At 73.8% G+C, this 23,181-nt stretch carries 21 protein-coding genes and 1 rRNA gene; 11 read left to right on the top strand and 11 right to left on the bottom strand.

Going from position 1 to position 23,181, the window contains the following annotated elements; translation table 11 throughout:
• Nucleotides 1-58: 58 nt before the first annotated feature.
• Nucleotides 59-1,183 (bottom strand): DNA integrity scanning diadenylate cyclase DisA, encoded by a 1,125-nt coding sequence (disA, locus tag D7318_RS10780; RefSeq protein WP_120696712.1) that lies wholly within the window; start codon nucleotides 1,181-1,183, stop codon nucleotides 59-61.
• A 44-nt stretch (nucleotides 1,184-1,227) separates the two neighbouring features.
• Nucleotides 1,228-2,625: a DNA repair protein RadA gene (radA, locus tag D7318_RS10775; protein ID WP_120696711.1), complete on the bottom strand. Its 1,398-nt coding sequence runs from the start codon at nucleotides 2,623-2,625 to the stop codon at nucleotides 1,228-1,230.
• 137 nt (nucleotides 2,626-2,762) lie between these two features.
• Here radA and D7318_RS10770 point away from each other — a divergent pair, with 137 nt between their 5' ends.
• Nucleotides 2,763-4,337 carry a BACON domain-containing protein gene (locus D7318_RS10770; RefSeq protein ID WP_120696710.1) on the top strand — a complete coding sequence of 525 codons (1,575 nt, stop codon included), beginning with the start codon at nucleotides 2,763-2,765 and terminating at the stop codon, nucleotides 4,335-4,337.
• A 4-nt stretch (nucleotides 4,338-4,341) separates the two neighbouring features.
• Here D7318_RS10770 and D7318_RS10765 read toward each other — a convergent pair whose 3' ends face one another.
• Nucleotides 4,342-4,989, bottom strand: coding sequence for a TetR/AcrR family transcriptional regulator (locus D7318_RS10765; RefSeq protein WP_120696709.1), 648 nt, complete (start codon nucleotides 4,987-4,989; stop codon nucleotides 4,342-4,344).
• 23 nt (nucleotides 4,990-5,012) lie between these two features.
• Nucleotides 5,013-5,855 carry a sugar phosphate isomerase/epimerase family protein gene (locus D7318_RS10760; RefSeq protein WP_230423631.1) on the bottom strand — a complete coding sequence of 281 codons (843 nt, stop codon included), beginning with the start codon at nucleotides 5,853-5,855 and terminating at the stop codon, nucleotides 5,013-5,015.
• 73 nt (nucleotides 5,856-5,928) lie between these two features.
• Here D7318_RS10760 and D7318_RS10755 point away from each other — a divergent pair, with 73 nt between their 5' ends.
• Together D7318_RS10755 and D7318_RS10750 are read left to right on the top strand one after the other, a co-directional pair.
• Nucleotides 5,929-6,735, top strand: coding sequence for an ABC transporter ATP-binding protein (locus tag D7318_RS10755; RefSeq protein WP_120696707.1), 807 nt, complete (start codon nucleotides 5,929-5,931; stop codon nucleotides 6,733-6,735).
• Nucleotides 6,732-7,469, top strand: coding sequence for an ABC transporter permease (locus D7318_RS10750; RefSeq protein ID WP_120696706.1), 738 nt, complete (start codon nucleotides 6,732-6,734; stop codon nucleotides 7,467-7,469). The genes D7318_RS10755 and D7318_RS10750 overlap by 4 nt, the downstream gene beginning before the upstream one ends.
• Before the next feature lie 20 nt (nucleotides 7,470-7,489).
• Here the strand turns inward: D7318_RS10750 and D7318_RS10745 are convergent, their stop codons facing one another.
• A complete protein-coding gene (locus tag D7318_RS10745; protein WP_120696705.1) occupies nucleotides 7,490-8,440 on the bottom strand; it encodes a Ppx/GppA phosphatase family protein in 951 nt (316 codons plus the stop codon).
• Nucleotides 8,441-8,476: 36 nt separating this feature from the next.
• Here D7318_RS10745 and D7318_RS10740 point away from each other — a divergent pair, with 36 nt between their 5' ends.
• Nucleotides 8,477-9,364, top strand: coding sequence for a hypothetical protein (locus D7318_RS10740; protein WP_120696704.1), 888 nt, complete (start codon nucleotides 8,477-8,479; stop codon nucleotides 9,362-9,364).
• On the opposite strand, the gene D7318_RS10735 is transcribed toward D7318_RS10740, so the two are convergent.
• The gene (locus D7318_RS10735) at nucleotides 9,354-10,373 is read right to left on the bottom strand and encodes a hypothetical protein (RefSeq protein ID WP_120696703.1); all 1,020 of its coding nucleotides are present in this window, start codon (nucleotides 10,371-10,373) and stop codon (nucleotides 9,354-9,356) included. The genes D7318_RS10740 and D7318_RS10735 overlap by 11 nt on opposite strands.
• Before the next feature lie 155 nt (nucleotides 10,374-10,528).
• On the opposite strand from D7318_RS10735, the gene ilvD reads away from it, so the two are divergent.
• The 6 genes from ilvD to proC all read left to right on the top strand — a co-directional run bounded on the left by ilvD (nucleotide 10,529) and on the right by proC (nucleotide 15,311).
• Entirely contained in the window at nucleotides 10,529-12,373 is a 1,845-nt protein-coding gene (ilvD, locus tag D7318_RS10730) for a dihydroxy-acid dehydratase (protein WP_120696702.1), read from the top strand.
• 74 nt (nucleotides 12,374-12,447) lie between these two features.
• On the top strand, nucleotides 12,448-12,981 hold the full coding sequence (locus tag D7318_RS10725) for a hypothetical protein (protein ID WP_120696701.1): 534 nt from the start codon (nucleotides 12,448-12,450) through the stop codon (nucleotides 12,979-12,981).
• A 136-nt stretch (nucleotides 12,982-13,117) separates the two neighbouring features.
• Nucleotides 13,118-13,432: an ArsR/SmtB family transcription factor gene (locus tag D7318_RS10720; RefSeq protein WP_120696700.1), complete on the top strand. Its 315-nt coding sequence runs from the start codon at nucleotides 13,118-13,120 to the stop codon at nucleotides 13,430-13,432.
• Between the two features lie 139 nt (nucleotides 13,433-13,571).
• The gene (locus tag D7318_RS32775) at nucleotides 13,572-13,715 is read left to right on the top strand and encodes a hypothetical protein (RefSeq protein WP_183091361.1); all 144 of its coding nucleotides are present in this window, start codon (nucleotides 13,572-13,574) and stop codon (nucleotides 13,713-13,715) included.
• 5 nt (nucleotides 13,716-13,720) lie between these two features.
• Nucleotides 13,721-14,491, top strand: coding sequence for a class I SAM-dependent methyltransferase (locus D7318_RS10715; RefSeq protein ID WP_120696699.1), 771 nt, complete (start codon nucleotides 13,721-13,723; stop codon nucleotides 14,489-14,491).
• 16 nt (nucleotides 14,492-14,507) lie between these two features.
• A complete protein-coding gene (gene proC, locus D7318_RS10710) occupies nucleotides 14,508-15,311 on the top strand; it encodes a pyrroline-5-carboxylate reductase (protein WP_120696698.1) in 804 nt (267 codons plus the stop codon).
• Nucleotides 15,312-16,636: 1,325 nt separating this feature from the next.
• Here the strand turns inward: proC and D7318_RS10705 are convergent.
• The 5 genes from D7318_RS10705 to D7318_RS10685 form a co-directional block, all read right to left on the bottom strand.
• Nucleotides 16,637-19,204 carry an ABC transporter permease gene (locus D7318_RS10705; RefSeq protein ID WP_120696697.1) on the bottom strand — a complete coding sequence of 856 codons (2,568 nt, stop codon included), beginning with the start codon at nucleotides 19,202-19,204 and terminating at the stop codon, nucleotides 16,637-16,639.
• Nucleotides 19,201-19,968, bottom strand: a complete 768-nt coding sequence (locus tag D7318_RS10700) for an ABC transporter ATP-binding protein (protein ID WP_120696696.1) — start codon at nucleotides 19,966-19,968, stop codon at nucleotides 19,201-19,203. The genes D7318_RS10705 and D7318_RS10700 overlap by 4 nt, the downstream gene beginning before the upstream one ends.
• Before the next feature lie 108 nt (nucleotides 19,969-20,076).
• Nucleotides 20,077-21,072 (bottom strand): ABC transporter ATP-binding protein, encoded by a 996-nt coding sequence (locus D7318_RS10695; RefSeq protein WP_120696909.1) that lies wholly within the window; start codon nucleotides 21,070-21,072, stop codon nucleotides 20,077-20,079.
• Nucleotides 21,073-21,077: 5 nt separating this feature from the next.
• Nucleotides 21,078-21,842: an ABC transporter permease gene (locus D7318_RS10690; protein WP_120696910.1), complete on the bottom strand. Its 765-nt coding sequence runs from the start codon at nucleotides 21,840-21,842 to the stop codon at nucleotides 21,078-21,080.
• A gap of 31 nt (nucleotides 21,843-21,873) precedes the next feature.
• Nucleotides 21,874-22,683, bottom strand: a complete 810-nt coding sequence (locus D7318_RS10685) for an ABC transporter permease (protein WP_120696695.1) — start codon at nucleotides 22,681-22,683, stop codon at nucleotides 21,874-21,876.
• 397 nt (nucleotides 22,684-23,080) lie between these two features.
• On the opposite strand from D7318_RS10685, the gene D7318_RS10680 reads away from it, so the two are divergent.
• Nucleotides 23,081-23,181 (top strand): 16S ribosomal RNA (locus D7318_RS10680); the annotation flags it as partial.

The following is a 23,181-nucleotide window of genomic DNA, read 5'->3' as shown; positions in this document are numbered from 1 at the left end:
CGCACGTGGCGCGGCTGGTCGAGCGGCAAGCGCCAAGCGGCAAGCGCCTTGCGGCGCTTCAGACGTAGCGCTCGAGGATCGAGGACTCGGCGAGGCGGGAGAGGCCTTCGCGGACCGAGCGGGCGCGGGTCTCGCCCACGCCGTCCACGGCCTGGAGGTCGTCCACGCTCGCGGCCAGCAGCTTCTGGAGCCCGCCGAAGTGGTCCACCAGGCGGTCGATGACAAGTCCTGGGAGCCGCGGCACCTTGGCCAGCAGCCTGAAGCCGCGCGGCGAGACCGCGGTGTCCAGCGACTCGGGCGCCGAGCCGAAGCCCAACCCACGGGCCACCAGCGGTAGTTCGAGGAGCTCCGCATGGCCGAGGCCATCGAGCTCCGCCAGCGCCGTGCCCACCTTCCGCGAGCGTTTGCCGACCGAGTCCGGCAGGTAGTCGCGCACGATCAGGTGTCGTTCGGGCTCGACGCCCGCGATCAGCTCGTCGAGCTGGAGCGAGAGCAGCCGCCCGTCGGTGCCCAACTCCACGACGTACCCGGCGATCTCGGCCGCGATCCGCCGCACCATCTCGAGGCGCTGCGCCACCGTGGCCACGTCCCGCACGGTGACCAGGTCCTCGATCTCCAGCGCGGACAGCGTGCCCGTCACCTCGTCGAGCCGCAGCTTGTACCGCTCCAGGGTGGCAAGCGCCTGGTTCGCCCGGGAGAGGATCGCGCCCGAGTCCTCGAGGACCCGCCGCTGCCCGTCCACGTACAGCGCGACCAGCCGCATCGACTGGCTGACCGACACCACGGGGAAGCCCGTCTGTATCGAGACCCGCTGCGCCGTGCGGTGCCGCGTGCCGGTCTCCTCGGTGGGGATGCTGGGGTCGGGCACCAGCTGAACGCCCGCCCGCACGATCCGCGAGATGTCGCGGTCGACGATCACCGCGCCGTCCAGCTTGCACAGCTCGCGCAGCCGCGTGGCCGTGAACTCCACGTCGAGCACGAAGCCGCCCGTGCACAGCGACTCCACGGTGCGGTCCACGCCGAGGACGATGAGGCCCCCGGTGTTCCCCCTGAGGATGCGCTCGAGCCCGTCGCGCAGCTGGGTCCCCGGGGCGACGGCGCTCAGCGCCGCCCGGAGCAGGCCGTCCGCGCCGGAGCCGCCCCCGGCCCTGCCGGGGCTCGCCGGCCGGTCGCTGGCTGCCATGAATCCTCCGGAGGACGAATATGCGCGGGAAAGTGCGCACGAGTCTACCGGCGCACCTCCTGACGCCCGCCGGGCTCACCGCCGCGGACGGGCAGCACCCGCAGCGCCTCCCCGATGTCGGCCACCTCCCGCACCCGCATCCCGGGCGGCCGATCCCCGGAATCCGCGGGCACGAGCGCCTGCGTGAACCCCAGCCGCGCCGCCTCCGCGAGCCGCCGTTGCACGCCCGTGACGCGCCGCACCTCGCCCGCGAGACCCACCTCGCCGATGGCCACCAGGTTCTGTGGGAGGGGGGTGTCGCTCGCGGCGCTGGCCAGCGCGAGCGCCACCGCGAGGTCGGCCGCGGGCTCGGAAAGACGCACCCCGCCGACGGTCGCGGTGTAGATGTCGTTCTTCCCGAGGGCCGCTATCTGGCCGCGCTGCTCGAGCACCGCGAGCATCATCGACACCCGCGACGTCTCGAGGCCGGATGTGGTCCGCCGGGGCGAGGGGATCTGGCTGGCCACCGTGAGCGACTGCACCTCGGCCACCAGCGGCCTGCGCCCCTCGAGCGTCACCGTCAGGCACGTCCCTGGCACCGGCTCGTCGCGGCGGGTCAGGAAGAGACCCGACGGGTCGGCGAGCGACGTGATCCCCTCGTCGTGCAGCTCGAAGCAGCCCACCTCGTCGGTGGCCCCGTACCTGTTCTTCAGGCCGCGGACCAGGCGCAGCCTGGCGTGCCGGTCGCCCTCGAAGTGCAGCACCACGTCGACCAGGTGCTCGAGCAGCCGCGGGCCCGCGATCGCGCCGTCCTTGGTGACGTGGCCGACCAGCAGCGTCGCCATCCCCCGCTCCTTGGACGCCCTGATCAACGCGCCCGCCACCTCGCGCACCTGTGCCACCCCGCCGGGCGCGCCGTCCACCTCGGCCGAGGCGACCGTCTGCACCGAGTCGAGCACCAGGAGCGAGGGCTTCACCGCGTCCAACTGCCCGAGCACCGACCCCAGGTCCGTCTCCGCCGCCAGATACAGGTGGTCGTGGATCGCCCCGATGCGGTCAGCCCGCATCCGCACCTGGCCCGCCGACTCCTCGCCCGTGACATACAGCGTCCGGTGCGACTCGGATGCCGCCTTGGCCGCCACGTCGAGCAGCAGCGTCGACTTCCCCACCCCCGGCTCCCCGGCGAGCAGCACCACGGCGCCCGGCACCAGGCCGCCCCCGAGCACCCGGTCGAGCTCGGGCACCCCCGTGCCACGCGCCGCCACCGCCATCCCGTCCACCTGCCCGATGGGCACGGCGGGCGAGGCCACGCGCGTGGCAGGGGCGGTGCGCACGGCGGGCGTCCCGCCGACCTCCTCGACCGTGCCCCACGCGTGGCACTCGGGGCAGCGGCCCAGCCACTTCCCCGTGGTCCAGCCGCACTCGGAGCACCGGTACGCGGGACGGTCCGTCTTTCGAGCCATGGAAGGAACGCTACCGCCGCCCACTGACAGCCAACGCCCCACGCCCGCACGGGGCCTGAGGCCGCTGTCACCCGTTAGGAGGAACCTTGCCCCGCCGTGCGCGTAACGCGCCGCGGGGCGCCTACCGTCGGCGGGTGATGACCCGCAGCCGCGAACCGTCCGCACCGACCGTCCCCCGCACGTCACGCGCCGCCGCCACCATCCCCGAGCGGCCCGGCGCGTACGACGACGCGTATCTGGACGGGCTGTTCACCTACTGCCTGTCCCTCATGGGCGAGCACGACGCGGCCACCGCCGCGCTCGGCGAGGCGCTGGCGCAGGCCGAGCGGCGGCACGAGCGGGGCAGGCGCCCCGCCGACCCGACGCTGCTGCGGCCCTGGCTGTACGCGCTGGCCCGCTGGGCGTGCCTGCGCCGCCTCGCCGCCGCGAAGGAGCACGCCGCCCCGGCCGCCCCGCGCACCGCGGCGGACGACGACCGGCGCCGCCGCGAGCTGGCCGCGCTGTCCTGGCCCGAGGCGGCGGGCACGACGCCCGAGCAGCGCGAGGCGCTCGAGCTGACGGTCCGCCACCAGCTGCCCGCGCGCGAGGTCGCCCGCGTGCTGCGCCTCTCCACGCAGGCCGCGCACGCCCTGGTCACCACCGCGGCCCGCGAGGTCGAGCGCACGCGCGCGGCGCTGGCCGCCGTGGACGCCGCGGGCTGCCCCGCCGCCGCCGCGCTCTCGGGCGACGACCGCGGGGTGCTGCTCGGGCCTGGGCTGCGGCGGGAGTTGCTGCGGCACGTCGACGAGTGCGCGGCCTGCCGCCTGATCGCGCGGCGCGCCACCGTCGAGCTCGGCTGGCCGCCCGCGGGGACGCCGGGCCCGACGCGCCTCACGGTGCTCCCGGTGCCGCGGGCCGCGGTGCACGCCGCGCGCCTGGCCATCGGCCGCGCCCGCGCGCAGCACGCGCCGCGGTACGACCGGGCCGGTTTCCCGGTCCCCGAGGGGGACAGGGCCGCCCGCCGTGAGCGGATGCGCGGCCGGGCCGTGGCGACCACGGTCGCCGCCGCTGCCGTGGTCGCCCCGGCGCTCGCGCTGGTGGCCGCGTGGCGCGGCGCCCCCGACGCGGGCGAGCCGACGCGGCACGGCGGCGCGACCGCGACCGAGGAGGACGGCGAGTACCGGCGCGACCCGGGCGGCGGCACCCCCGCCTACGAGAACGCCGGGCGCGCCGAGGACGCCGAGGCCGAGGGCGACACGGACCCCGGCGGGCGGGACGGCGGGAACGGCGGGGCGGGGGAACGTTCCGAGGACCGGGGCGCGGACCCGGAGCCCGAGGGCGCGGACCGGCCCGAGGGGGAGCGCCCGGGCGGCGACGCGCCCGCCCCCGGCGAGCTGTCGGTGGACGCGGTGCCGACCGAGGCGGGGACCCGGATCACGCTGACCGTGTCGGGCGGCTCCCCGGTCAGCTGGTCGGCGGCCGCGGACGTGGGCTGGCTCTCGCTCAGCCGGACGTCGGGGACGCTGCGCCCCGGCGAGACGGCCGTGATCGAGGTCACGATCGACCGCGCGGCCGAGCCGCCGGGCGCCTGGCAGGGCCGCATCACGGTCGACCCGGCCTCCACCGTGATCACCGTGGAGGGCAGCGGCCCGCCCACCGAGCCGACGGATCCGCCACCCGACCCGCCCGACCCCTCGACCCCGCCGCCCGACGAGGGCGACCCCGAGCCGTAGGGGCTCACGCCAGCGGCCCGCCGCCCGGTCCCGTCAGGTGGTGCTGGACAACGGGGGCCAGGCGCGCGATCAGCTCCTCGGCCGGGGCGCTGGCCAGCGGCTCGATCTTCAGGACATAGCGCAGCAGCACCGTGCCGACCAGCTGTGCCGCGGCCAGCTCGGCCCGCAGCTGGGCGTCGGGCGCGTCAAGACCGCCGGTGATGCGGCCGAGCAGCTGGGCGGTGACAAAGCCGCGGAAGATGCGGGCCGCGGTCTCGTTGTTGAGCGCGGAGCGGACGATGGCGAGCAGAGGGCTGCGGGTGGCGGCGTTCTCCCAGATCCCGAAGAACAGCCGCGTGAACCGCTCCCCGAACTCCTCCACATCGAACCGCTCGTCCCGCGCCAGCCCGTCGGTCGCGGGCGCGGCGGCCGCGGCGACGGCCGCCGCGAAGACGCCCTCCTTGGTGCCGAAGTAGTGGTGCACCAGCGCGGGGTTCACCTCGGCGCCGCGGGCGATGGCGCGGATGGAGGCGCGGTCGTAGCCGCGTTCGGCGAACTCGGCGCGGGCGGACGTCAGGATCCGGTCCCTGGTGCCCGGGGTGCCCTCGGCGGCCTCGGCCCGCGAGGGGCGGCCGCGTCTGCGGGTGGGCTTTCCCGGGGTCGGGGCGTTCATCCGGGGGCCGCGTCGGTCCGCGTTCACCTGGGGTCCGCGCCGTCCGGCAGCGGCGGCGAGGGGGCGGCGGTCGCGAGGTGGAGGCGGGTGAACGCCAGCGCCTCGGCGAGGTCGGCGCGGCGGGCCGCGGCGGAGACGGCGCGGCGGGTGTTGACCTCGACGACGACATGGCCTCGGTACCCGGTGGCGGCGAGGCGTTCGAGCAGCGCGCCACAGGGCTGGCCGCCGCGCCCCGGCACGAGGTGCTCGTCCTTGCCCGAGCCGTTGCCGTCGGCGATGTGGACATGGGCGAGCCGGTCGCCCATGCGGTCCGCCATGGACAGCGCGTCCACGCGGGCGGTGGCGGTGTGGGAGAGGTCGAGCGTGAAGTGCGGGAAGTCCTCCTGGGTCGGATCCCAGCCGGGGGCGTACGCCAGCATCTCGCGGTCCCGGTAACGCCAGGGGTACATGTTCTCCACTGCGAATCGGACGTCGGTCTCCTGGCCGATGCGCCGGACGCCCGAGACGAAGTCGCGGGCGTAGCCGCGCTGCCAGCGGAACGGCGGATGCACGACGACGGTGGCGGCCCCGAGCCGCTTCGCCGCGTCGTTGGTGCGCAGCAGCTTGCGCCAGGGGTCGGTGCCCCAGACGCGCTGGGTGATCAGCAGGCAGGGGGCGTGCACGGCGAGAACGGGTACCTCGTGCTCGTCGGACAGGCGGCGGAGGGTGTCGAGGTCCTGGCTCACCGGGTCCGTCCACACCATCACCTCGACGCCGTCGTAGCCCAGGCTCCCGGCTATCTCGAAGGCGGCCGCGGTGTTCTCCGGATAGACGGAGGCCGTCGAGAGCGCGACCTTCGCTTCCGGGATCGGTACCTGTTCCGTCACGGCGCCAAGCCTACGTCGGGTGTGCCGAGTTCCCCGCTTGACCGAGGGCCGCCGGGGGGAGGATATTAAACGCATGATTAATAAAAGTCCGGTGGGGGATCCGCCCCCGCCGCCCGCCGTGCGCGCCCGTGGCCTGCGGGTGCGCCGCGGGGCCGCCCAGGTGCTCAAGGGGCTCGACTTCACGGTGGAACGTGGCAGCGTCACCGGGCTGCTCGGCCCCTCGGGCTGCGGCAAGACGACGCTGATGCGGGCGGTCGTCGGCGCCCAGGCCAGGGTCACGGGCGACCTGCGCGTGCTCGGCGCACCCGCGGGCAGCGCCGCGCTGCGCCACCGGCTCGGCTATGTGACGCAGGCCCCTTCCGTCTATCTCGACCTGACCGTGCGGCAGAACCTCGACTACTACGCCGCCGTCCTCGGCATCCCCCGCGCCGAGCGGGCCCGCGCTGTGGCGGGCGCGCTCGGCGACGTGGACCTCACGTCGCACGCCGACGCGCTCGCCGCCCGCCTCTCCGGCGGCCAGCGCTCCCGCGTCTCGCTGGCCGTCGCCCTGCTCGGCACGCCCGAGCTGCTGGTCCTCGACGAGCCGACGGTGGGCCTCGACCCGGTGCTGCGGCGCGACCTGTGGGCGCTGTTCCACCGGCTCGCCGCCGAGCGCGGGGCGACGCTGCTGATCTCGTCGCACGTGATGGACGAGGCCGACCGCTGCCAGCGGCTGCTGCTGATGCGCGACGGGCGCCTGCTCGCCGAGGGCGCCCCGGCGGAGCTGCGCGAACGCACCGGGGCCGGGTCCGTCGAGGAGGCGTTCCTCCGCCTGGTGGACGCCGACCGGGCGCGCGAGAGCGAGAACGGCGAGAGCGAGAACGGGGAGGGTGACCGATGACCGTCACCCGCACCCTCGCCACCGCCCGCCGCGTGCTGCGCCAGCTGGGCCACGATCCGCGCACGATGGCGCTGCTCCTGCTGGTGCCGGTGCTGCTGCTGGTCCTGCTGTACTACGTGTTCGACGCCGACCCCGGCCGTTTCGCGTTCATCGGCTCGTCGCTGCTCGGCATCTTCCCGATGGTCACGATGTTCCTGGTCACCTCGATCGCGACGCTGCGCGAGCGCACCTCGGGCACGCTGGAGCGGCTGCTCACGATGCCGCTGGGGAAGGGCGACGTGATCGCCGGATACGCGCTCGCCTTCGGCGCGTTCGCGGTCGCGCAGGCCGGGCTCGCGACCGGGGTCGCGCTGTGGCTCCTCGACCTGGACATCGCGGGCTCGCCCTGGCTGCTGCTGCTCGTCGCCCTGCTGAACGCCCTGCTCGGCACCGCGCTCGGCCTGTTCGTCTCGGCGTTCGCCGCCTCGGAGTTCCAGGCGGTGCAGTTCATGCCCGCGGTGATCTTCCCGCAGCTGCTGCTGTGCGGCCTGTTCGCGCCGCGCGACACGATGCAGCCGGTGCTCGAGTACGCGTCGAACGTCCTGCCCATGTCCTACGCCGTCGACGGCATGACCCAGGTGCTGCGCAACGCCGAGGTCACCGGCGACTTCTGGCGCGACGTGGTCGTCGTCTCGGGCATCGCCCTCGGGGTCCTGGCCCTCGGCGCGGTCACCCTGCGCCGCCGCACGCCATAGGTCCGGGGCGCGCCGAACGGTCAGGCCGCGGCGGCGGTCTCGGCCATCCGCATCCGGTCGAGGCGCCGCAGGATCACGCCCTCGCGCAGCGCCCAGGGGCAGATCTCCATGGTCTCCACGCCGAAGAGATCCATCGCCGCCTCGGCCACGAGCGCGCCCGCCAGCAGCTGCCTGGCCCGGCCCTCGGAGACGCCGGGGAGCTGCTGGCGTTCGCGCACGGGCATCCCGGTCAGCCGCTGCCCCCACGCCCGCAGGTCCTCGCGGCCCAGCTCGCGCCGCACGTACAGGCCGTCGGCCGAGCGGGCCGCGCCCGCGATCCGCGCCAGCTGCTTGAAGCTCTTCGACGTCCCCACGACCCGGTCGGGGGCGCCATGGCGGGTGAAGTTCCCGACGACGCGGGCGAGTTCGGAGCGGACATGGCGCCGGAGCGTCCGCACGTCCGCCGGGTCAGGGGGGTCGCCCGGCAGCCGCGCCGCCGTCAGCCGCCCCGCGCCGAGCGGCAACGACGCCGCCGCGTCCGGCTCCTCGTCGAGGCCGAAGGCGATCTCCAACGAGCCGCCCCCGATGTCGAACATCAGCAGCCGCCCCGCCGACCAGCCGAGCCACCGCCGCGCCGCGAGGAACGTCAGCCGCGCCTCGTCCTCCCCCGAGAGCACCCGCAGCGTCACCCCGGTCTCGGCCGCGACGCGCGCCAGCACGGAGTCCGCGTTGGTCGCCTCCCTGACCGCCGACGTCGCGAACGGCAGGAGATCCGCGACTCCCTGGTCCTCCGCCACCTCAAGTGCCTTGCGCACCGTGGCGATCAGCCGCTCCACGCCCGCGTCGCCGATCGACCCGTCCGCCTCGAGCAGCTCGGCGAGCCGCAGCTCGGTCTTGTGCGAGGACGCCGGCAGGGGGCGCGCGCCCCGATGCGCGTCGACGACGAGCAGGTGGACCGTGTTGGAACCGACGTCCAGAACTCCGAGCCTCATGACCGTCAACGCTACCGTGCCCTTACCCTGGCGTTTGTGGCCAAGACGAAGAGGGCGAAGCCGGGCAGAACCGCCCCACCCAGCACCCCCGCACCCCCCAGGTTCGACGGCGCGCGCCGGCGCGCGGCGGGGGACGAGACGGCGCTCGACCATCCGCGCGCCTGGGTCGAGTTCCCCGATCCGGCCGACGCGGAGCAGGTGTTCCGCTGCGACCTGACGTGGCTGACCTCCCGCTGGCAGTGCGTCTTCGGGCGCGGCTGCCAGGGCATCCAGGCGGGCCGGGCGAGCGACGGCTGCTGCACGCTGGGCGCGCACTTCTCCGACGAGGACGACGAACGCCGCGTGGCCGGGCACGCCGAGCGACTGACGCCCGGGTCCTGGCAGTTCCACGACGAGGGCCGCTCGGCGGACGGCTGGGTCGAGTTGGACGAGGACGGCGAGCGGCGCACCCGCCGTTTCCAGGGCGCCTGCATCTTCCTCAACAGGCCGGGGTTCGCCGGGGGAGAGGGCTGCGCGCTGCACACGCTCGCGCTCGACGAGGGCCGCGAGCCGCTCGAGACCAAGCCCGACGTCTGCTGGCAGCTGCCCGTGCGGCGCACCTACGAGTGGGTCGAGCAGCCGGACGGCGAGCAGCGCCTGATCGTCTCGATCGGCGAGTACGACCGCCGCGGCTGGGGCCCCGGCGGCCACGACCTGCACTGGTGGTGCACCGGCGCCCCGCTCGCGCACGGCGCGGCCGAGCCGCTCTATGTCACCTACCGCGCCGAGCTGACCGAGCTGATGGGCAAGGAGGGCTACGACCAGCTGGCCGAGCTGTGCGCGCGGCGCATCGGCTCGGGGCCACGGCTGCTGCCGCTGCTCGCGCCGCACCCGGCGGACCCGGCGGACCCGGCCGACCCGGAGGAAGGCCCCGTCAGTCCCTGAGCGCCGCCACCACGCGCTCGGCCAGCGCGGTCAGCTCCTCGTCCAGCGCGGCGGGGAGCTCGGGCTCCTCGTCGGGGGTGAAGTCGTGATAGCTCACGACGGCCCAGACGTTGGAGGAGAGCAGCCACATCTCCTGCCCTCGCGCGTCCCTGCTCACCTGCCATGTCGCCCCGTCGATCTCATCGGACTCGAGGGTGGTGGGCTTGGCCGCGTAGTAGGCGGAGCTGGCCGCGTCGGCCGGGGACTCGGCCGCGGAGCCCTCCCACGGGTGCAGGGTGAGGACGAGGGACAGCCTGCCGCGGTCGCCGGAGTACGCGCAGCCCGTGGTCTCGGCGTCGTCCTGCCCCGGCGGTAGCTCGGGCGGCGGCTGCCGTTGCAGGCCGAGCGCGTCCGCCGTTCCCTCGCCCAGCGCGCACGGCTCGGGCGCGCTCGCCAGCACGTCGCCGCCGGGCCACCAGTCGGCCTCCCACGGCGCGTCGGCGCGAACGGCGGCGCCCATCACGACCAACGCGCCCGCCAGGACCGCCGCGCCCGCCCCCGCGCGCCGACGTCCGTTCCAGCCGCCGGACGGCGGCTCGCCCACGGGGATGTCCACGCCCTCGGGTATCGCGGAGCGCAGCAGCGCGACGCGCTCGGCGAACCGCCGCGGCGAGACGCCTGGGCCGCCGCGCAGGGCCGGGGGCCTGCGGCGTTCCCCGCCCTTGGTCAGCAGCTCGACGGCCCCTGGCGCGACCGTGATCAGCCGCAGGTCGGACCACGGCGTGACCGTCTCCTGCCCGGTCAGCCGCCGGTCGTGCACCCCGGTGGGCGTGAGGATCACGGCGGTGCGCGCCAGGCGCGCGCCCGCCAGCGCGTGGAGCGCGGCAAGGGCGGTCGCCACCAGCGGCAGCGCGGAGAGCTGCCCGCGCCAGGCCGCGACGGCGAGCGCGAGCCAGCCGACGGCGGCCCCCGCGTGCGTGAGCACCACCGGGCGCGGCGCGCCGATCCGTATCCGTTCCCCCGTGGTCATGCCAACCCCCCGGTCGTCCCTGTGGCCAAGCCAGGGTAGCCGCCGCGTCAACGGCGTGTCTCGTATCGCGGTATCGGCATCCCGGAACGCGGGCGGCAGGCGTAGCCTCGGGTAGCAGTCGACGCACCGCCTCCCCGAAGGAGAGGGTCTCCACCATGGCGACACTGAGGTCCCGCACCGTCACCCACGGCCGCAACATGGCGGGAGCCCGCGCCCTGCTCCGGGCCGCCGGCGTAGCGCGCGAGGACTTCGGGAAGCCGATCGTCGCCGTGGCCAACAGCTTCACGGAGTTCGTGCCGGGCCACACCCACCTCCAGCCGGTCGGCCGGATCGTCTCCGAGGCGATCTCGGCGGCGGGCGGCGTTCCCCGCGAGTTCAACACGATCGCCGTCGACGACGGCATCGCCATGGGCCACGGCGGCATGCTCTACTCCCTGCCCTCGCGCGACCTGATCGCCGACTCCGTGGAGTACATGGTGGAGGCGCACTGCGCCGACGCCCTGATCTGCATCTCCAACTGCGACAAGATCACCCCGGGCATGCTGATGGCCGCCCTGCGCCTGAACATCCCGACCGTCTTCGTCTCGGGCGGCCCCATGGAGGCGGGCAAGACGACCCTCGTCGACGGCACGGTCAGGTCCAACCTCGACCTGATCCACGCCATGTCCGAGGCCGTCGCCGACACCACGTCCGACGAGGACCTGCTGCGCATCGAGGAGGCCGCGTGTCCCACGTGCGGCTCCTGCTCCGGCATGTTCACGGCCAACTCCATGAACTGCCTGGTCGAGGCCCTCGGCCTGGCCCTGCCAGGGAACGGCTCGGTGCTCGCCACCCACACCGCGCGCCGGGAGCTGTACGAGGCCGCGGGCCGCACGGTCGTGGACGTCACGCGCCGGTACTACGACCAGGACGACGCGACGGTGCTGCCGCGCGCGATCGCCTCGCGCGCCGCGTTCGAGAACGCCATGGCCCTGGACGTCGGCATGGGCGGCTCGACCAACACCGTGCTGCACCTGCTCGCCGCCGCGCAGGAGGCGGGCCTCGACTTCGGCATGTCCGACATCGACGCCGTCTCGCGCCGCGTGCCGTGCGTGTGCAAGGTCGCCCCCAATGGCGCCTACCACATGGAGGACGTGCACCGGGCGGGCGGCATCCCCGCGATCCTGGGCGAGTTGCAGCGCGGCGGGCTGCTCGACGAGGACGTGCACACCGTCCACAGCGACTCCCTCGGCGAGTGGCTCAAGCGCTGGGACATCCGCGGGGGTTCGCCTTCGCCCGAGGCGCTGGAGCTGTTCCATGCGGCGCCGGGGTGCAAGCGCTCGGCCGAGGCGTTCTCGCAGTCCGAGCGCTGGGAGTCGCTGGACACCGACGCTGCGGGCGGCTGCGTGCGTGACGTCGCGCACGCCTACTCGGCCGACGGCGGCCTCGCCGTCCTCTACGGGAACCTGGCCGAGGACGGCTGCGTCGTGAAGACCGCGGGCGTGGACGAGTCGATCTGGTCCTTCGAGGGCCCCGCCGTGGTCGTGGAGTCCCAGGAGGAGGCCGTCGAGGCGATCCTCGCCAAGCGCGTCAAGGAGGGCGACGTGGTCGTCGTCCGGTACGAGGGGCCGCGCGGCGGGCCCGGCATGCAGGAGATGCTGTACCCGACGGCGTTCCTCAAGGGCCGCGGGCTCGGCGCCGCGTGCGCCCTGGTCACCGACGGCCGGTTCTCCGGCGGCACGTCGGGCCTGTCCATCGGCCATGTCTCGCCCGAGGCCGCGGCGGGCGGCACGATCGGCCTGGTGCGCGACGGGGACCCCATCCGCATCGACATCCCGTCCCGCGCGATCGAGCTGAAGGTCTCCGACGAGGAGCTGGCGGAGCGCCGGGAGGCGCTCGGCGGCCGGTTCGCGCCCGTGGCGCGCGACCGAAAGGTGTCGCTCGCGCTGCGCGCCTACGCGGCCATGGCCACGAGCGCCGACAAGGGCGCGGTGCGGGACATCAGCAAGATCGAGGGCTGAACGGGCCGGGCGTCGGCCGCTTCGGCGGGGGACGGCGGAGGACGCTGTCGGACCCCCCCGTCATAATCGTCCGTATGTCCACAACACCCCCGCAGGGCGCGCGGAACGGGTCGGACGACGACGAGCCGCGCCCCGAGCCCATCAGGTTCTACGGCACGTCCTGGGTCGAGCACACCCGCGGCTATCGGATACGCCGTGCCGCGCTCTGCGGGCTCGCGGCGGCCGGGACGGTGGCGGGGGCGCTGCTGCTGTGGTTCGTGTACGCGGGCCTCGAGGGGTCGGGCACCGCGGGCTGGCTGCGGGCGCTCGTGGTGGTCGCGCTCGTGATGTGCGGCGTGATGGCGTTCATCCGCACCTGGTCCGGGTACAGCCGCCCGAGGGGCGAGGACGCCGTGGACGAGTCGGCGTTCCGCAGCATCAAGGTGGTGGGCTTCGTCGGCGTGTTCGCGGCGTACGCGGTGCGCAGCGCGGTCGAGGCGCCGGGCGAGCGGCTGCTCCGGGCGGACCACGAGGCGGCGGTGGCCCGATTCCACCGGCGTACCGCGAAGCGTTCGGGGCACCCGGGGAGGCGAGCGCGCCCCGGGGGGCGCAAGTCCCGGCACCCCTGAGGCGTTTCCCGCGCGCCCCCGGGCACGGATCCCTAGGGGACTCCCCTTAACGGCCCCGGACATGTGTCAGCTCGGATTGACAGGTTCGGGGGGCGCTGAGAATCTGGCCTGGCACCACCCGGAACGGAGGGCCGCGATGAGCGGTGACGAGCTGCTGAAGGTTCTGACCGCCCTTGGCAACCCGCACCGCATGCGCATCGTCGCCGCGCTCGCCCTCGAACGGAACTACGTCAGCAAGCTCGCCCGCGAGATCGGCATGAGCCGCCCGCTGCTCCACATGCACCTCCAGCGGCTCGAGGCCGCCGGACTCGTGATCGGGTCGCTGGAGCTGTCGGAGGACGGCAAGGCCATGAAGTTCTTCGAGGTGGCCCCGTTCCTCTACGAGCTGAGCCCCCGCACCATCGCGGACGCGGCGGCCACGCTGGAGCGCCGGAAAGAGGAAACGCAGTGAACGACGCGGCCGCCACACCGGCCTCCGAGATCCTGCGCCGTGACACCGACGAGCTGACCGAGACCCGCAAGTCCGTGGCCTCGACGGAGCGCATGATGCGCGAGCTGGACCGACAGGACCGACCGAGAAGGAGATCCCGATGCGTGGCCTGCACAGACTCGTCCGCCGCCTGCGGCCCGTGCCGCGCGGCGAGTACGCCAACGACGGCTTCCCCCGGGAGCACCCGAGGCCGCCGCGCGGCACGGGCTCCCGTGGTGTAAGGCGGTCACGGCGGGGGAGTTGACCGCCATGACCACCACCCCGGACTTCGCCGGCTCGTTCAACGCCGTCGCCGCCCAGTACGCCGTCGCCCGCCCGACCTACCCGCCCGCCCTCTACGACGCGGTGGAGGAGCTGGCGGGCCGCCCGTTCGCCGGAGCGGCCGTCGCCGACGTGGGCGCGGGCACCGGCATAGGCACCCGCCCCATGCACGAACGCGGCGCCCGCGTCGTCGCCGTCGAGCCGGGCCCCGGCATGGCGGCCGAGCTGCGCCTGCGGCTGCCTGGCGTCACGCTGGTCAGGGCGAGCGGCGACGCGCTGCCGTTCGCGCCCGACACGTTCGACCTGGTCACCTACGCCCAGTCGTGGCACTGGACCACCCCGGCCCGCTCCGTTCCCGAGGCCCTGCGCGTCCTGCGGCCCGGCGGCGCGCTCGCCCTGTGGTGGAACGTCGCCGACCGCACCGCGCCCTGGGCCGTCGCCCAGCTCGAACGCCTCGAACGACGGCTGCCCGCCTACCGCCGCCACAGCGTCACCACGCTCGCCCCGGGCCTCGTCCGCGAGATCGACCCCGCGCTCTCGCCCGTCTACCGCGAGCTGACGTGGAGCCGCACCGTCCCGTTGACCGTCCATGTCGCGACCCTGGCCACGCACTCGCCGTTCGCCGTCCTCCCGCCCGAGGAGTCCGAGCCGATCCTGGCCGATGAGGCCGAGGCGCTCGCCGCCGACTTCCCCGACGGGCAGGTCGAGGAGCGGTACACCGTGCGGCTCACGATCGTCGAGCGGCCCCCCATCGGCTGATGGGAGGATGGTGGGCATGACCCACAAGATCGCCTTCCTCGGCACGGGAAAGATCGGTGAGGCCCTGCTCGGCGGCATGCTCCGCGCCGGGCGGCCGCCGTCCGACCTGCTGGCCACCGTCAGGCGCGCCGAGCGCGCCCAGGCGCTGCGGGCCAGGCACGGCGTCGAGGTCGTCACCAACGCGGAGGCGGCGAAGACCGCGAACACCCTGATCCTGGCCGTCAAGCCCCAGGACATGCCCGCCCTGTTGGAGGAGCTGGCGCCGCACACCCCCGCCGACCGGCTGGTGATCACCGCGGCGGCGGGCATCACGACGGCGTTCGTGGAGTCCCGCCTCACGCCGGGAACGCCGGTGGTGCGCGTCATGCCCAACACCCCCGCGCTGGTCGACGAGGCCATGTCCGTCATCTCGGGCGGCACGCACGCGGCGGAGCGGCACCTGGCCCTGGCCGAGGAGATCTTCGACTCCGTCGGCAAGACGATGCGCCTCCCCGAGTCCCAGCAGGACGCGGCCACCGCGCTCTCGGGCTCGGGCCCGGCGTACTTCTACTTCCTGGTCGAGGCGATGACGGACGCGGGCATCCTGCTCGGCCTCCCGCGCGACAAGGCCCACGACCTGATCGTCCAGGCGGCCGTCGGCGCCTCGGTGATGCTGCGCGACAGCGGCGAGCACCCGGTGAAGCTGCGCGAGGCGGTGACGTCCCCTGGCGGCACGACGATCAGCGCGATCCGCGAGCTGGAGACCCACGGCGTCCGCGCGGCCCTGATCGCGGCGATCGAGGCGGCGAAACGGCGGAGCGAGTCACTGTCCCAGCCGTGACGCGCTGTCGCCTGCGGCAGTGTCGCCTGCGGCGGGCTGGGCGACGGCGTGAGCGTCCCCCGGCGGGCTCTGCCCCGTCGCCTGGCGGCGGGCTGACCCGCGCCCGGGCTTCGCCCGGGCGATGAGTATCGCCTGCGGCGGGCTGGGCTGTCGCCCGGGCTTCGCCGGGCTCGTTCGGGGTTGTTGCCTGGCGGCGTGAACGTTGCTTGCGCTGGGCTGGGTCCGGACCTCCCCGGGGTGTCGCCTGGCGGCGGGCGGTTCGCCTGCGGCGGGCTGGGCTGTCGCCCGGGCTTCGCCGGGCTCGTTCGGGGTTGTTGCCTGGCGGCGTGAACGTTGCTTGCGCTGCGCTGGGCCGGGATCTCCCCGGGGTGTCGCCTGGCGGCGGGCGGTTCGCCTGCGGCGGGCTGGGTCGGGTCCGGGGCTTTGCCCGGGCGGTGGGGGTCGCCTGGCGGCGGGCACGTGGCCTGCGGCGCGCTGACCCGCGCCCGGGCTTCGCCGGGGTCACCGGGTTTTCCGCCTGGCGGCGGGCGGTTCGCCTGCGGCGGGGTCGAGCTTCCGCGCAGGTGGCGTATGTCGTCTGCGGCGCGTTGGGTGGCGATCCGGGGCTTCGCCCGGGCGGCGTGTTCGCCTGCGGCGGGCTGGACGACGGCTTGGACGTCCCCTGGCGGTTGACCCGGTCCACGTCGGATTGCCGCCTGGCGGCCTGCGGTTTGCCTGCGGCCCCGGACCACTGGGGTGTTGTCTGGCGACGGTGTGCGCCTCGCCTCCGGCGGGGTTAGCTTTCGCTCAGGTGGCGACGGGTTGGACCGGGGTCCGGGGCTGCCCGGTCGTGGCGTGGGGGCCGAGCCTCCGTTCCTCCGGGCAACGCCCTCGTGCGGCGGATCTGTCAACTCGGCCCGTTCCCCCGCTACTTGAGCCGCTCAACGGGCGACCCGCCGAGCAACGCGGCGGGGGCACGCGCATGGTGGGATGCCTGCGGCGCTGCCACCCCCGGCCGGGCCAGGCGCGGAGCGCCGTTGCCCGGCTCTCAGCTGCCTGTCCGTCCCTCCCCCCGGAGGGACGGCCGATCCGCCGAGCTGCGCGGCGGGGGCACGCGTCCTGTGGGGCGCTTGCGGCGCGGCCGACTCTCGGCCGGGCCAGGCGCGGAGCGCCGTTGCCCGGTGCGGCCTCGACAAGAAGCCTGGTCTCGTCCGTCCCCCGGAAGGGCGGGGGGACCCGCTGGGCAATGTGGCGCGGTCAACTCCCTGCCGGGCGAGGCGCGGAGCGCCGTTGCCCGGCGCCCGAGGTGTCCCGCCGCTCACCGCGCGGCAACGCCGCGCCCCGCGCTACTCCGTCGCTATCGCGCGCAGCACACTCATCCGGCCCGCCCTGAACGCCGGGACGATCGCCGCCACCAGGCCCACCACCGCCGAGCCCGCGAACACCACCCCGAGCGTGGCCCACGGCACATCAAGCACCGCGAACCCCTCGAGCGACAGCACCCGTTGCGCCGCCACGCCCCAGCCGAGGCCGAGGCCGAGGCCCAGCACCGCGCCGAACAGCGCGATCACCACCGACTCGAGCCGCACCATCCGCCGCATCTGCCGCCGCGACAGGCCGATCGCGCGCATCAGGCCGATCTCCCGCGTGCGTTCGATCACGGACAGGGCCAGCGTGTTCACGACGCCGAGCACCGCGACGATGATCGCGAGCGCCAGCAGCGCGTACACGACGTTCAGCAGCGTCCCGACCTCGTCCTCGAGCGCCTGCTTGTAGTCCGCCTGGTCCGACACCTCGTACTGCGGGAACGGCTCGAGGCTCGCCTTGAGCGCGTCGTACGCCGCCGCCTTCCGCCCCTCCTCGGCCCGCGCGAACATCACGAGGTTCAACGGCATCGCCTCCTCGGGCAGATGGGCCCGCGCCGTCGCGTGCGACACGTACATCGCGCCCTTGTCGATCATCGTGTTCTCCGACGTGATCGCCGCGAGCGTCAGCCGCACGCCCTCGTCGCCGCCCACGAACCGCGCGGTCAGCTCGTCGCCCACCGCCAGGCCGTGCTCCTCGGCGAACGACTCGCCCACCGACAGGTGGTCCTCCTCGTACGCCGCCGACAGCTCGCCCGCCACCGTGCGCGCCCGCAGGTCCCGCGCGTACGTCGGCGAGGCCGCGATCACCTCCTCCGCCGACGACTCCCCGTCCGGCGTCGCCAGCTCGACCGACACCGCCGCGTAGTCCGTGACGTGTTCGAGCCCTGGCGTCGCACGCACCGCCTCCGCCGCCTCGGGCGTGATCAGCTGCTCCGACGTCGTGTCGATGATGAAGTCCGCGCCCACCGAGCGATCCAGCTGGTCCGACGCCGAGGCGACGAGCGACGCGCTCACCACCGAGAGCGACCCGACCAGCGCGAGCCCGATCATCAGCGCCCCCGCGGTCGCGCCCGTGCGCCGGGGGTTGCGGCGCGCGTTCCGCCCGGCCATCCGGCCCACGGGGCCGAACACCCGCAGCACCGCAACGCTCAGCACCCGCACCACGCCCGAGGCCAGCAGCGGGCCCACGACCACCGCGCCCACCAGCGTCAGCAGCAGGCCGAGCGACAGGAACAACGACCCGTCCCCCGCCTCGTCCGCCTCCGCCGCGGCCACGAGCGCCGCGCCCCCGCCCAGCGTGAGCAGCAGCCCGAGCGCCGTCCGAACGCGCCCGGCCGCCCCGTCGCCCGGGGTGCCCGCGTCCCGCAGCGCCGCCATCGGCGCCACCTTCCCCGCGCGCCGCGCGGGCAGCCACGCCGCCACCACCGTGGCCAGCACGCCGACGACGAGACCGGCGACGGGCGTCGACGCGGCGATCGTCAGGTCGGACGTGCTCATGGTGATGCCGACGGAGTTCATGAGCTCCATCAGCGCCACCGCCAACCCGATGCCCGCGCCGATCCCCACGAGCGAGCCCACCGTGCCGAGCAGCAGCGCCTCGGTCAGCACCGAGCGGTTGACCTGGCGGCGGCTCGCGCCCACCGCCCGCATCAGCCCGATCTCCCGCGTCCGCTGCGCGACCAGCATCGAGAACGTGTTGACGATCAGGAAGATCCCGACCAGCACCGCGATCCCCGCGAAGCCGAGCATCGCGTAGCGCAGCACGTCGAGGAACCCGCCCACGTCGTCCTTCATCGCGGCCTCGTTCTCGGCCGCCGTCTCGATGTCGTACGAGCCGCCGAGCGCCGCAGCGACGCGGTCCCTCACCTCCGCGTCGGGCACGCCGTCCTCGGCCATGACGTGCACCGACGTGATCAGGTCGGGCGAGCCGAGCAGCGCGGTGCGCGCCGCCTCCGCCTCCAACAGGACATGCGGCGCACCCGGGTTGGTCGAGCGGAACTCCGCGAGCCCCGTCACCGTCACCCGGTGCGTGCCCTCCACGGCGATGATCTCCAGCTCGTCGCCGACCGCGATGTCCGCGCGCCCTGCCGTGTCGGCGTCGATCAACGCCTCGTCCGCGGCCTCGGGCGCCCGCCCCGAGGCCAGCTCCATCGCCCGCTGGATGTCAGGGCCCCAGCCCGTGGCGATGGTCGGGGCGCCGTTCGACGAGCCGACCCGGTCGCCCGCGCCGTCCACGACCGTGACCCCGGCGTCGAACACCACGCCATCGGCCGACGCGACCCCCTCGACCGCGCCCACCTCGTCCACCAGCGAGGCGGGCAACGACGCGGCCCGCCCGGTCTCCTGCGCGTTCTCCTCCTCCTCGGGCCCGACGGTCACATCCGCCGCGGTCGACCCGAAGAACTTGTCGAACGTCGTGTTGAGCGTGTCCGTGAACACCAGCGTCCCGCACACGAACGCCACCGAGAGCACGATCGCCACCCCCGAGAGCAGCATCCGCCCCTTGTGCGCGAAGAAGCTGCGCATCGACGTCTTCAGCACCGTCATGACACCCGCCCCCTGGCGTCGAAGCCGCGCATCCGGTCGAGCACCAGGTCGGCGGTCGGGTTCGCCATGTCGTCGACGATCCGCCCGTCCGCCAGGTACAGCACGCGGTCGGCGTGGGCGGCGGCGACGGGGTCGTGGGTGACCATGACGATGGTCTGGCCGAGCTCGTCGACGGAGCGGCGGAGGAAGCCGAGGACCTCGGCGCCGGCGCGGGAGTCGAGGTTCCCGGTGGGCTCGTCGCCGAAGATGATGGCGGGGCGTGCGGCGAGGGCGCGGGCGACGGCGACGCGCTGCTGCTGGCCGCCGGAGAGCTGGCTGGGGCGGTGCTTGAGGCGTTCGCCCAGGCCGACGGTGCTGACGACGCGGTCGAGCCACTCCTTGTCGGGCTTGCGTCCGGCGATGTCCATGGGGAGCGTGATGTTCTCCAGGGCGTTGAGCGTCGGGAGGAGGTTGAACGCCTGGAAGATGAAGCCGATGCTGTCGCGGCGAAGGCGGGTGAGCTTCTTGTCCTTCAGCCCGGTGATCTCGGTGTCGCCGACCCAGATCCGGCCGCTGGTCACGGTGTCGAGCCCGGCCAGGCAGTGCATCAGCGTCGACTTCCCCGACCCCGAAGGCCCCATGATCGCCGTGAACCCGCCCTGGCGGATGTCGGCGGTGACGCGGTCGAGCGCCACCACCCGGGTCTCGCCCGAGCCGTACGCCTTGACGACGCCCTCGGCCCGCGCGGCAGCCGCGGTGCGCGTCTCGAATACAGCCGTTGCCACGGTAGGTCTCCTCAGCGTTGGAACGGACTGGCTGTCTGTACACGGGCAACAGTGCCGTTCACGGGGGACCTCACACGATGGTGCGCAGGGCCGTATCGACCCGGGGGTTTACCCCACCCCTTCGCCCCCGGTTGCCCCCAGGGCGTACATCCGCGCGATCACGTCCTCGATGTCCGGCTCCCGCAGCGACAGGTCCACCAGCGGATATCCCTCCGCCACCCGCGCGACCAACGGCGCCGCGCTCGCCGCCGCGGGGAACGCCAGCCACTGCCGCGGCCCCTCCACGCGCACCGTCCGCGCCCCCTCGACCTCGATCGGCGGCAACTCCCGCTCGAGATCGACCACAAGCGTTCGCTCGCTCTCCCCGATCTCATGCAGACCGGACAGCGGCCCGTCATACATCAGCTGCCCGTGATCAATCACCATCACCCGACGGCACAACTGCTCGATATCGGTCAGGTCATGGGTCGTGAGCAGCACCGTCGTCCCCCGCTCCGCGTTGAGGTCCCGCAGAAACCCCCGCACCTTCGCCTTGCTGATCACATCGAGCCCGATCGTCGGCTCGTCCAGGTACAGCACATCCGGGTCGTGCAGCAGCGCCGCCGCGATGTCCCCCCGCATCCGCTGCCCCAACGACAGCTGCCGCACCGGCACATCGAGCAGCGCCCCCAGGTCGAGCAGCTCGACGCACCGGCCCAGATTCCTGCGGAAACGCGCCTCCTCCACCCGGTACATCCGCCGCACCAGCCCGTACGAGTCCCGCAGCGGCAGGTCCCACCACAGCGTCGTCCGCTGCCCGAACACCACCCCGATCCGCCGCGCGAGACGCGTACGCTCCCGCGCCGGATCGAGCCCCGCCACCCGCAGCCGCCCCCCTGACGGCGTCAGGATCCCGGTCAGCATCTTGATCGTCGTCGACTTGCCCGCCCCGTTCGGCCCGATGTAGCCGACCATCTCCCCGCGCTCCACGGTGAACGAGATCCCGTCAACGGCCCGCACGCTCTCCCGCGCCCTGCGCAGCCGCCCCACGCGCCTACGCACCTCGAAGACCTTCTCGAGGCCGACGAGTTCGATCAGCGCCCCGCCGTCGTCCGGCTCCGCCATGCCGCTCAGCTCCCCGTACTCCGATAGCTCCGCACGGCGGCCCGCCACAGCAGCGCGCCGATCCCGCACACGACCGCCGCCACCACGGGCGACATGAAGTCCACCCACCCGGGCAGCCCCAGCGGGTCGTCACGCCCGAGCAGCCGCAGCGTCGGCAGCCAGTTCACGAAGGCGAGCGGCACGACGAACGTCACCCCCCGCACCAGCTCCCGCGCGAAGATCGTCGGCGGGTACTGCAACAGCGTGTTCCCGCCATAGGTGAACGAGCTCTGCACCTCCGCCGCGTCCTGTGCCACGAACTGGAACGCCCCGCCCGCCGTGTAGATCCCGCAGAAGATCGCCGCGCCCGCCACCACCGTCGTCACGAGCAGCAGCACCCGGCCCACCGTCCAGTCGAGGTCCAGCCGCGTCACCGCCCACACCAGCACCCCGAGCCCCTGCCCGATCCGCCCGATCCGCCGCAGCTGGAAACGGTCGGCCGCGACCTGCGCGAACAGCGGCGCGGGCCGCACCAGCAGCGCGTCGAGCGTCCCGTCCCTGATCCGCCGCCCGAGCCCGCTCAGATTCCCCAGCAGCAGCTCGGCGAGGCCGAGCGACACACTCGTCGTCGCGTAGAGCAGCGCCACCTCGGCCACCGAGAAGCCGCCGAGCGCCTCGACATGCGCGAACATGATCAGGATCGCCACATAGTCGAGGAAAGACCCCGCGGCCGAGCCCAGCGTCGTCAGCGCGAACGACAGCCGGTACGCCATGAGCGACCGCACCCACATCGCCGCGATCAGCCCGTAGATCCGTATCCCTTCAACCACCCTGGACCACCACCTTGCGCGTCGCCAGCGCGGTGAGCCCACGCCCGGCCAGCAGCAACGCGACCGCCCACGCCGCCTGGAAGCCGAGAGTCCCGAGCAGCCCGACGCCCTCGTGCCGCCCGAGCAGCACGTCGGCGGGCACCTGGAGCATCGCCGACCAGGGCAGCCACCGCGCCACCGCGCCGAACGCGCCGGGGAAGACGGTCAACGGCAGCAGCATCCCCGAGAAGAAGATGGACAGGAGGGTGCTCAACGTGTTCACCCCTGAGCCGTCCAGCATCCAGAACGCCGCGAGCGCCACGAGATAGCGGATCGCGAAGCTGACCACGACCCCGAGCACCACGGCCACCAGGAAGAGCAGCCAGGGCAACGGGCTGACCGGCAGCGCCAGATCGAACGCCAGCGCCCCCGCCGCCATCGGCACGACCCCGCGCCCCACCAGCTGGAACGCCGCCCGCCCCACGTCGGAGGCGAGCCACCACATCTGGAGGTCGGCGGGCCGGTAGAGGTCGATGGCCACGTCCCCGCTGCGGATCCGCTCCTGCAACTCCTCCTGGAAGCCGCCCCCGAGCAGCGACACCGCCCCGATCATCGCCTGCCCGATCCAGACGAACGCCAGCGCCTCCGCCCGGTCGTAGCCGCCCAGTTGAGGCCGCTCGGTCCACAGCGCGACAAAGGTGTAGGCGAGGATGAAGCCGAAGACCGTGTTGGTGAAGACCCCGGCGAAGGTGGCCAGCCGGTAGGTCGCGTAGCGCCGGAAGCCGCTGACGGCCACGGCCCCGTACAGCCCGGACGGCCGCATGCCCCTCCCCCTCGCGTTGGGTCCCGATCCCCGTGAGTACAAAGCGCCAGAGCGTAGTTGGCGCCCACCCCCACGGGCCACCGGTTTTCCCCCGGGCCCCGCCAAGGTCTCAACTTGACACCGCACGGGCCGGTCCGTAATCTCCTTCGAGCTTGCCCAAAGAAAGCGGAAGCTCTCGCGGGACCGAGCAACTCCCCCCGGCTCAGTGGAAGTTCGAGAAATCGAGCGTGATAGAGTCGGGGAACACGAAGGGAAACGCCCGGAGGGTCCTGAGAGGGGCTTGAAGGAAGTGTCCGTTCCTTGAGAACTCAACAGCGTGCCAAAAGTCAATGCCAGTTGTATTGATGAAGTATGTTCAGCGAGAATCTGTCCTCGGTGGATTGCTTGGTTTGAAGCATTCACGGAGAGTTTGATCCTGGCTCAGGACGAACGCTGGCGGCGTGCTTAACACATGCAAGTCGAACGATGATCCGGTTTCGGCCGGTGATTAGTGGCGAA

Source organism: Streptomyces radicis (assembly GCF_003626575.1).
GTDB classification, from domain to species: domain Bacteria; phylum Actinomycetota; class Actinomycetes; order Streptomycetales; family Streptomycetaceae; genus Streptomyces; species Streptomyces radicis.
Note: the sequence above shows the minus strand (reverse complement) of the source record. Positions and strands in the feature narration are given on the sequence as shown.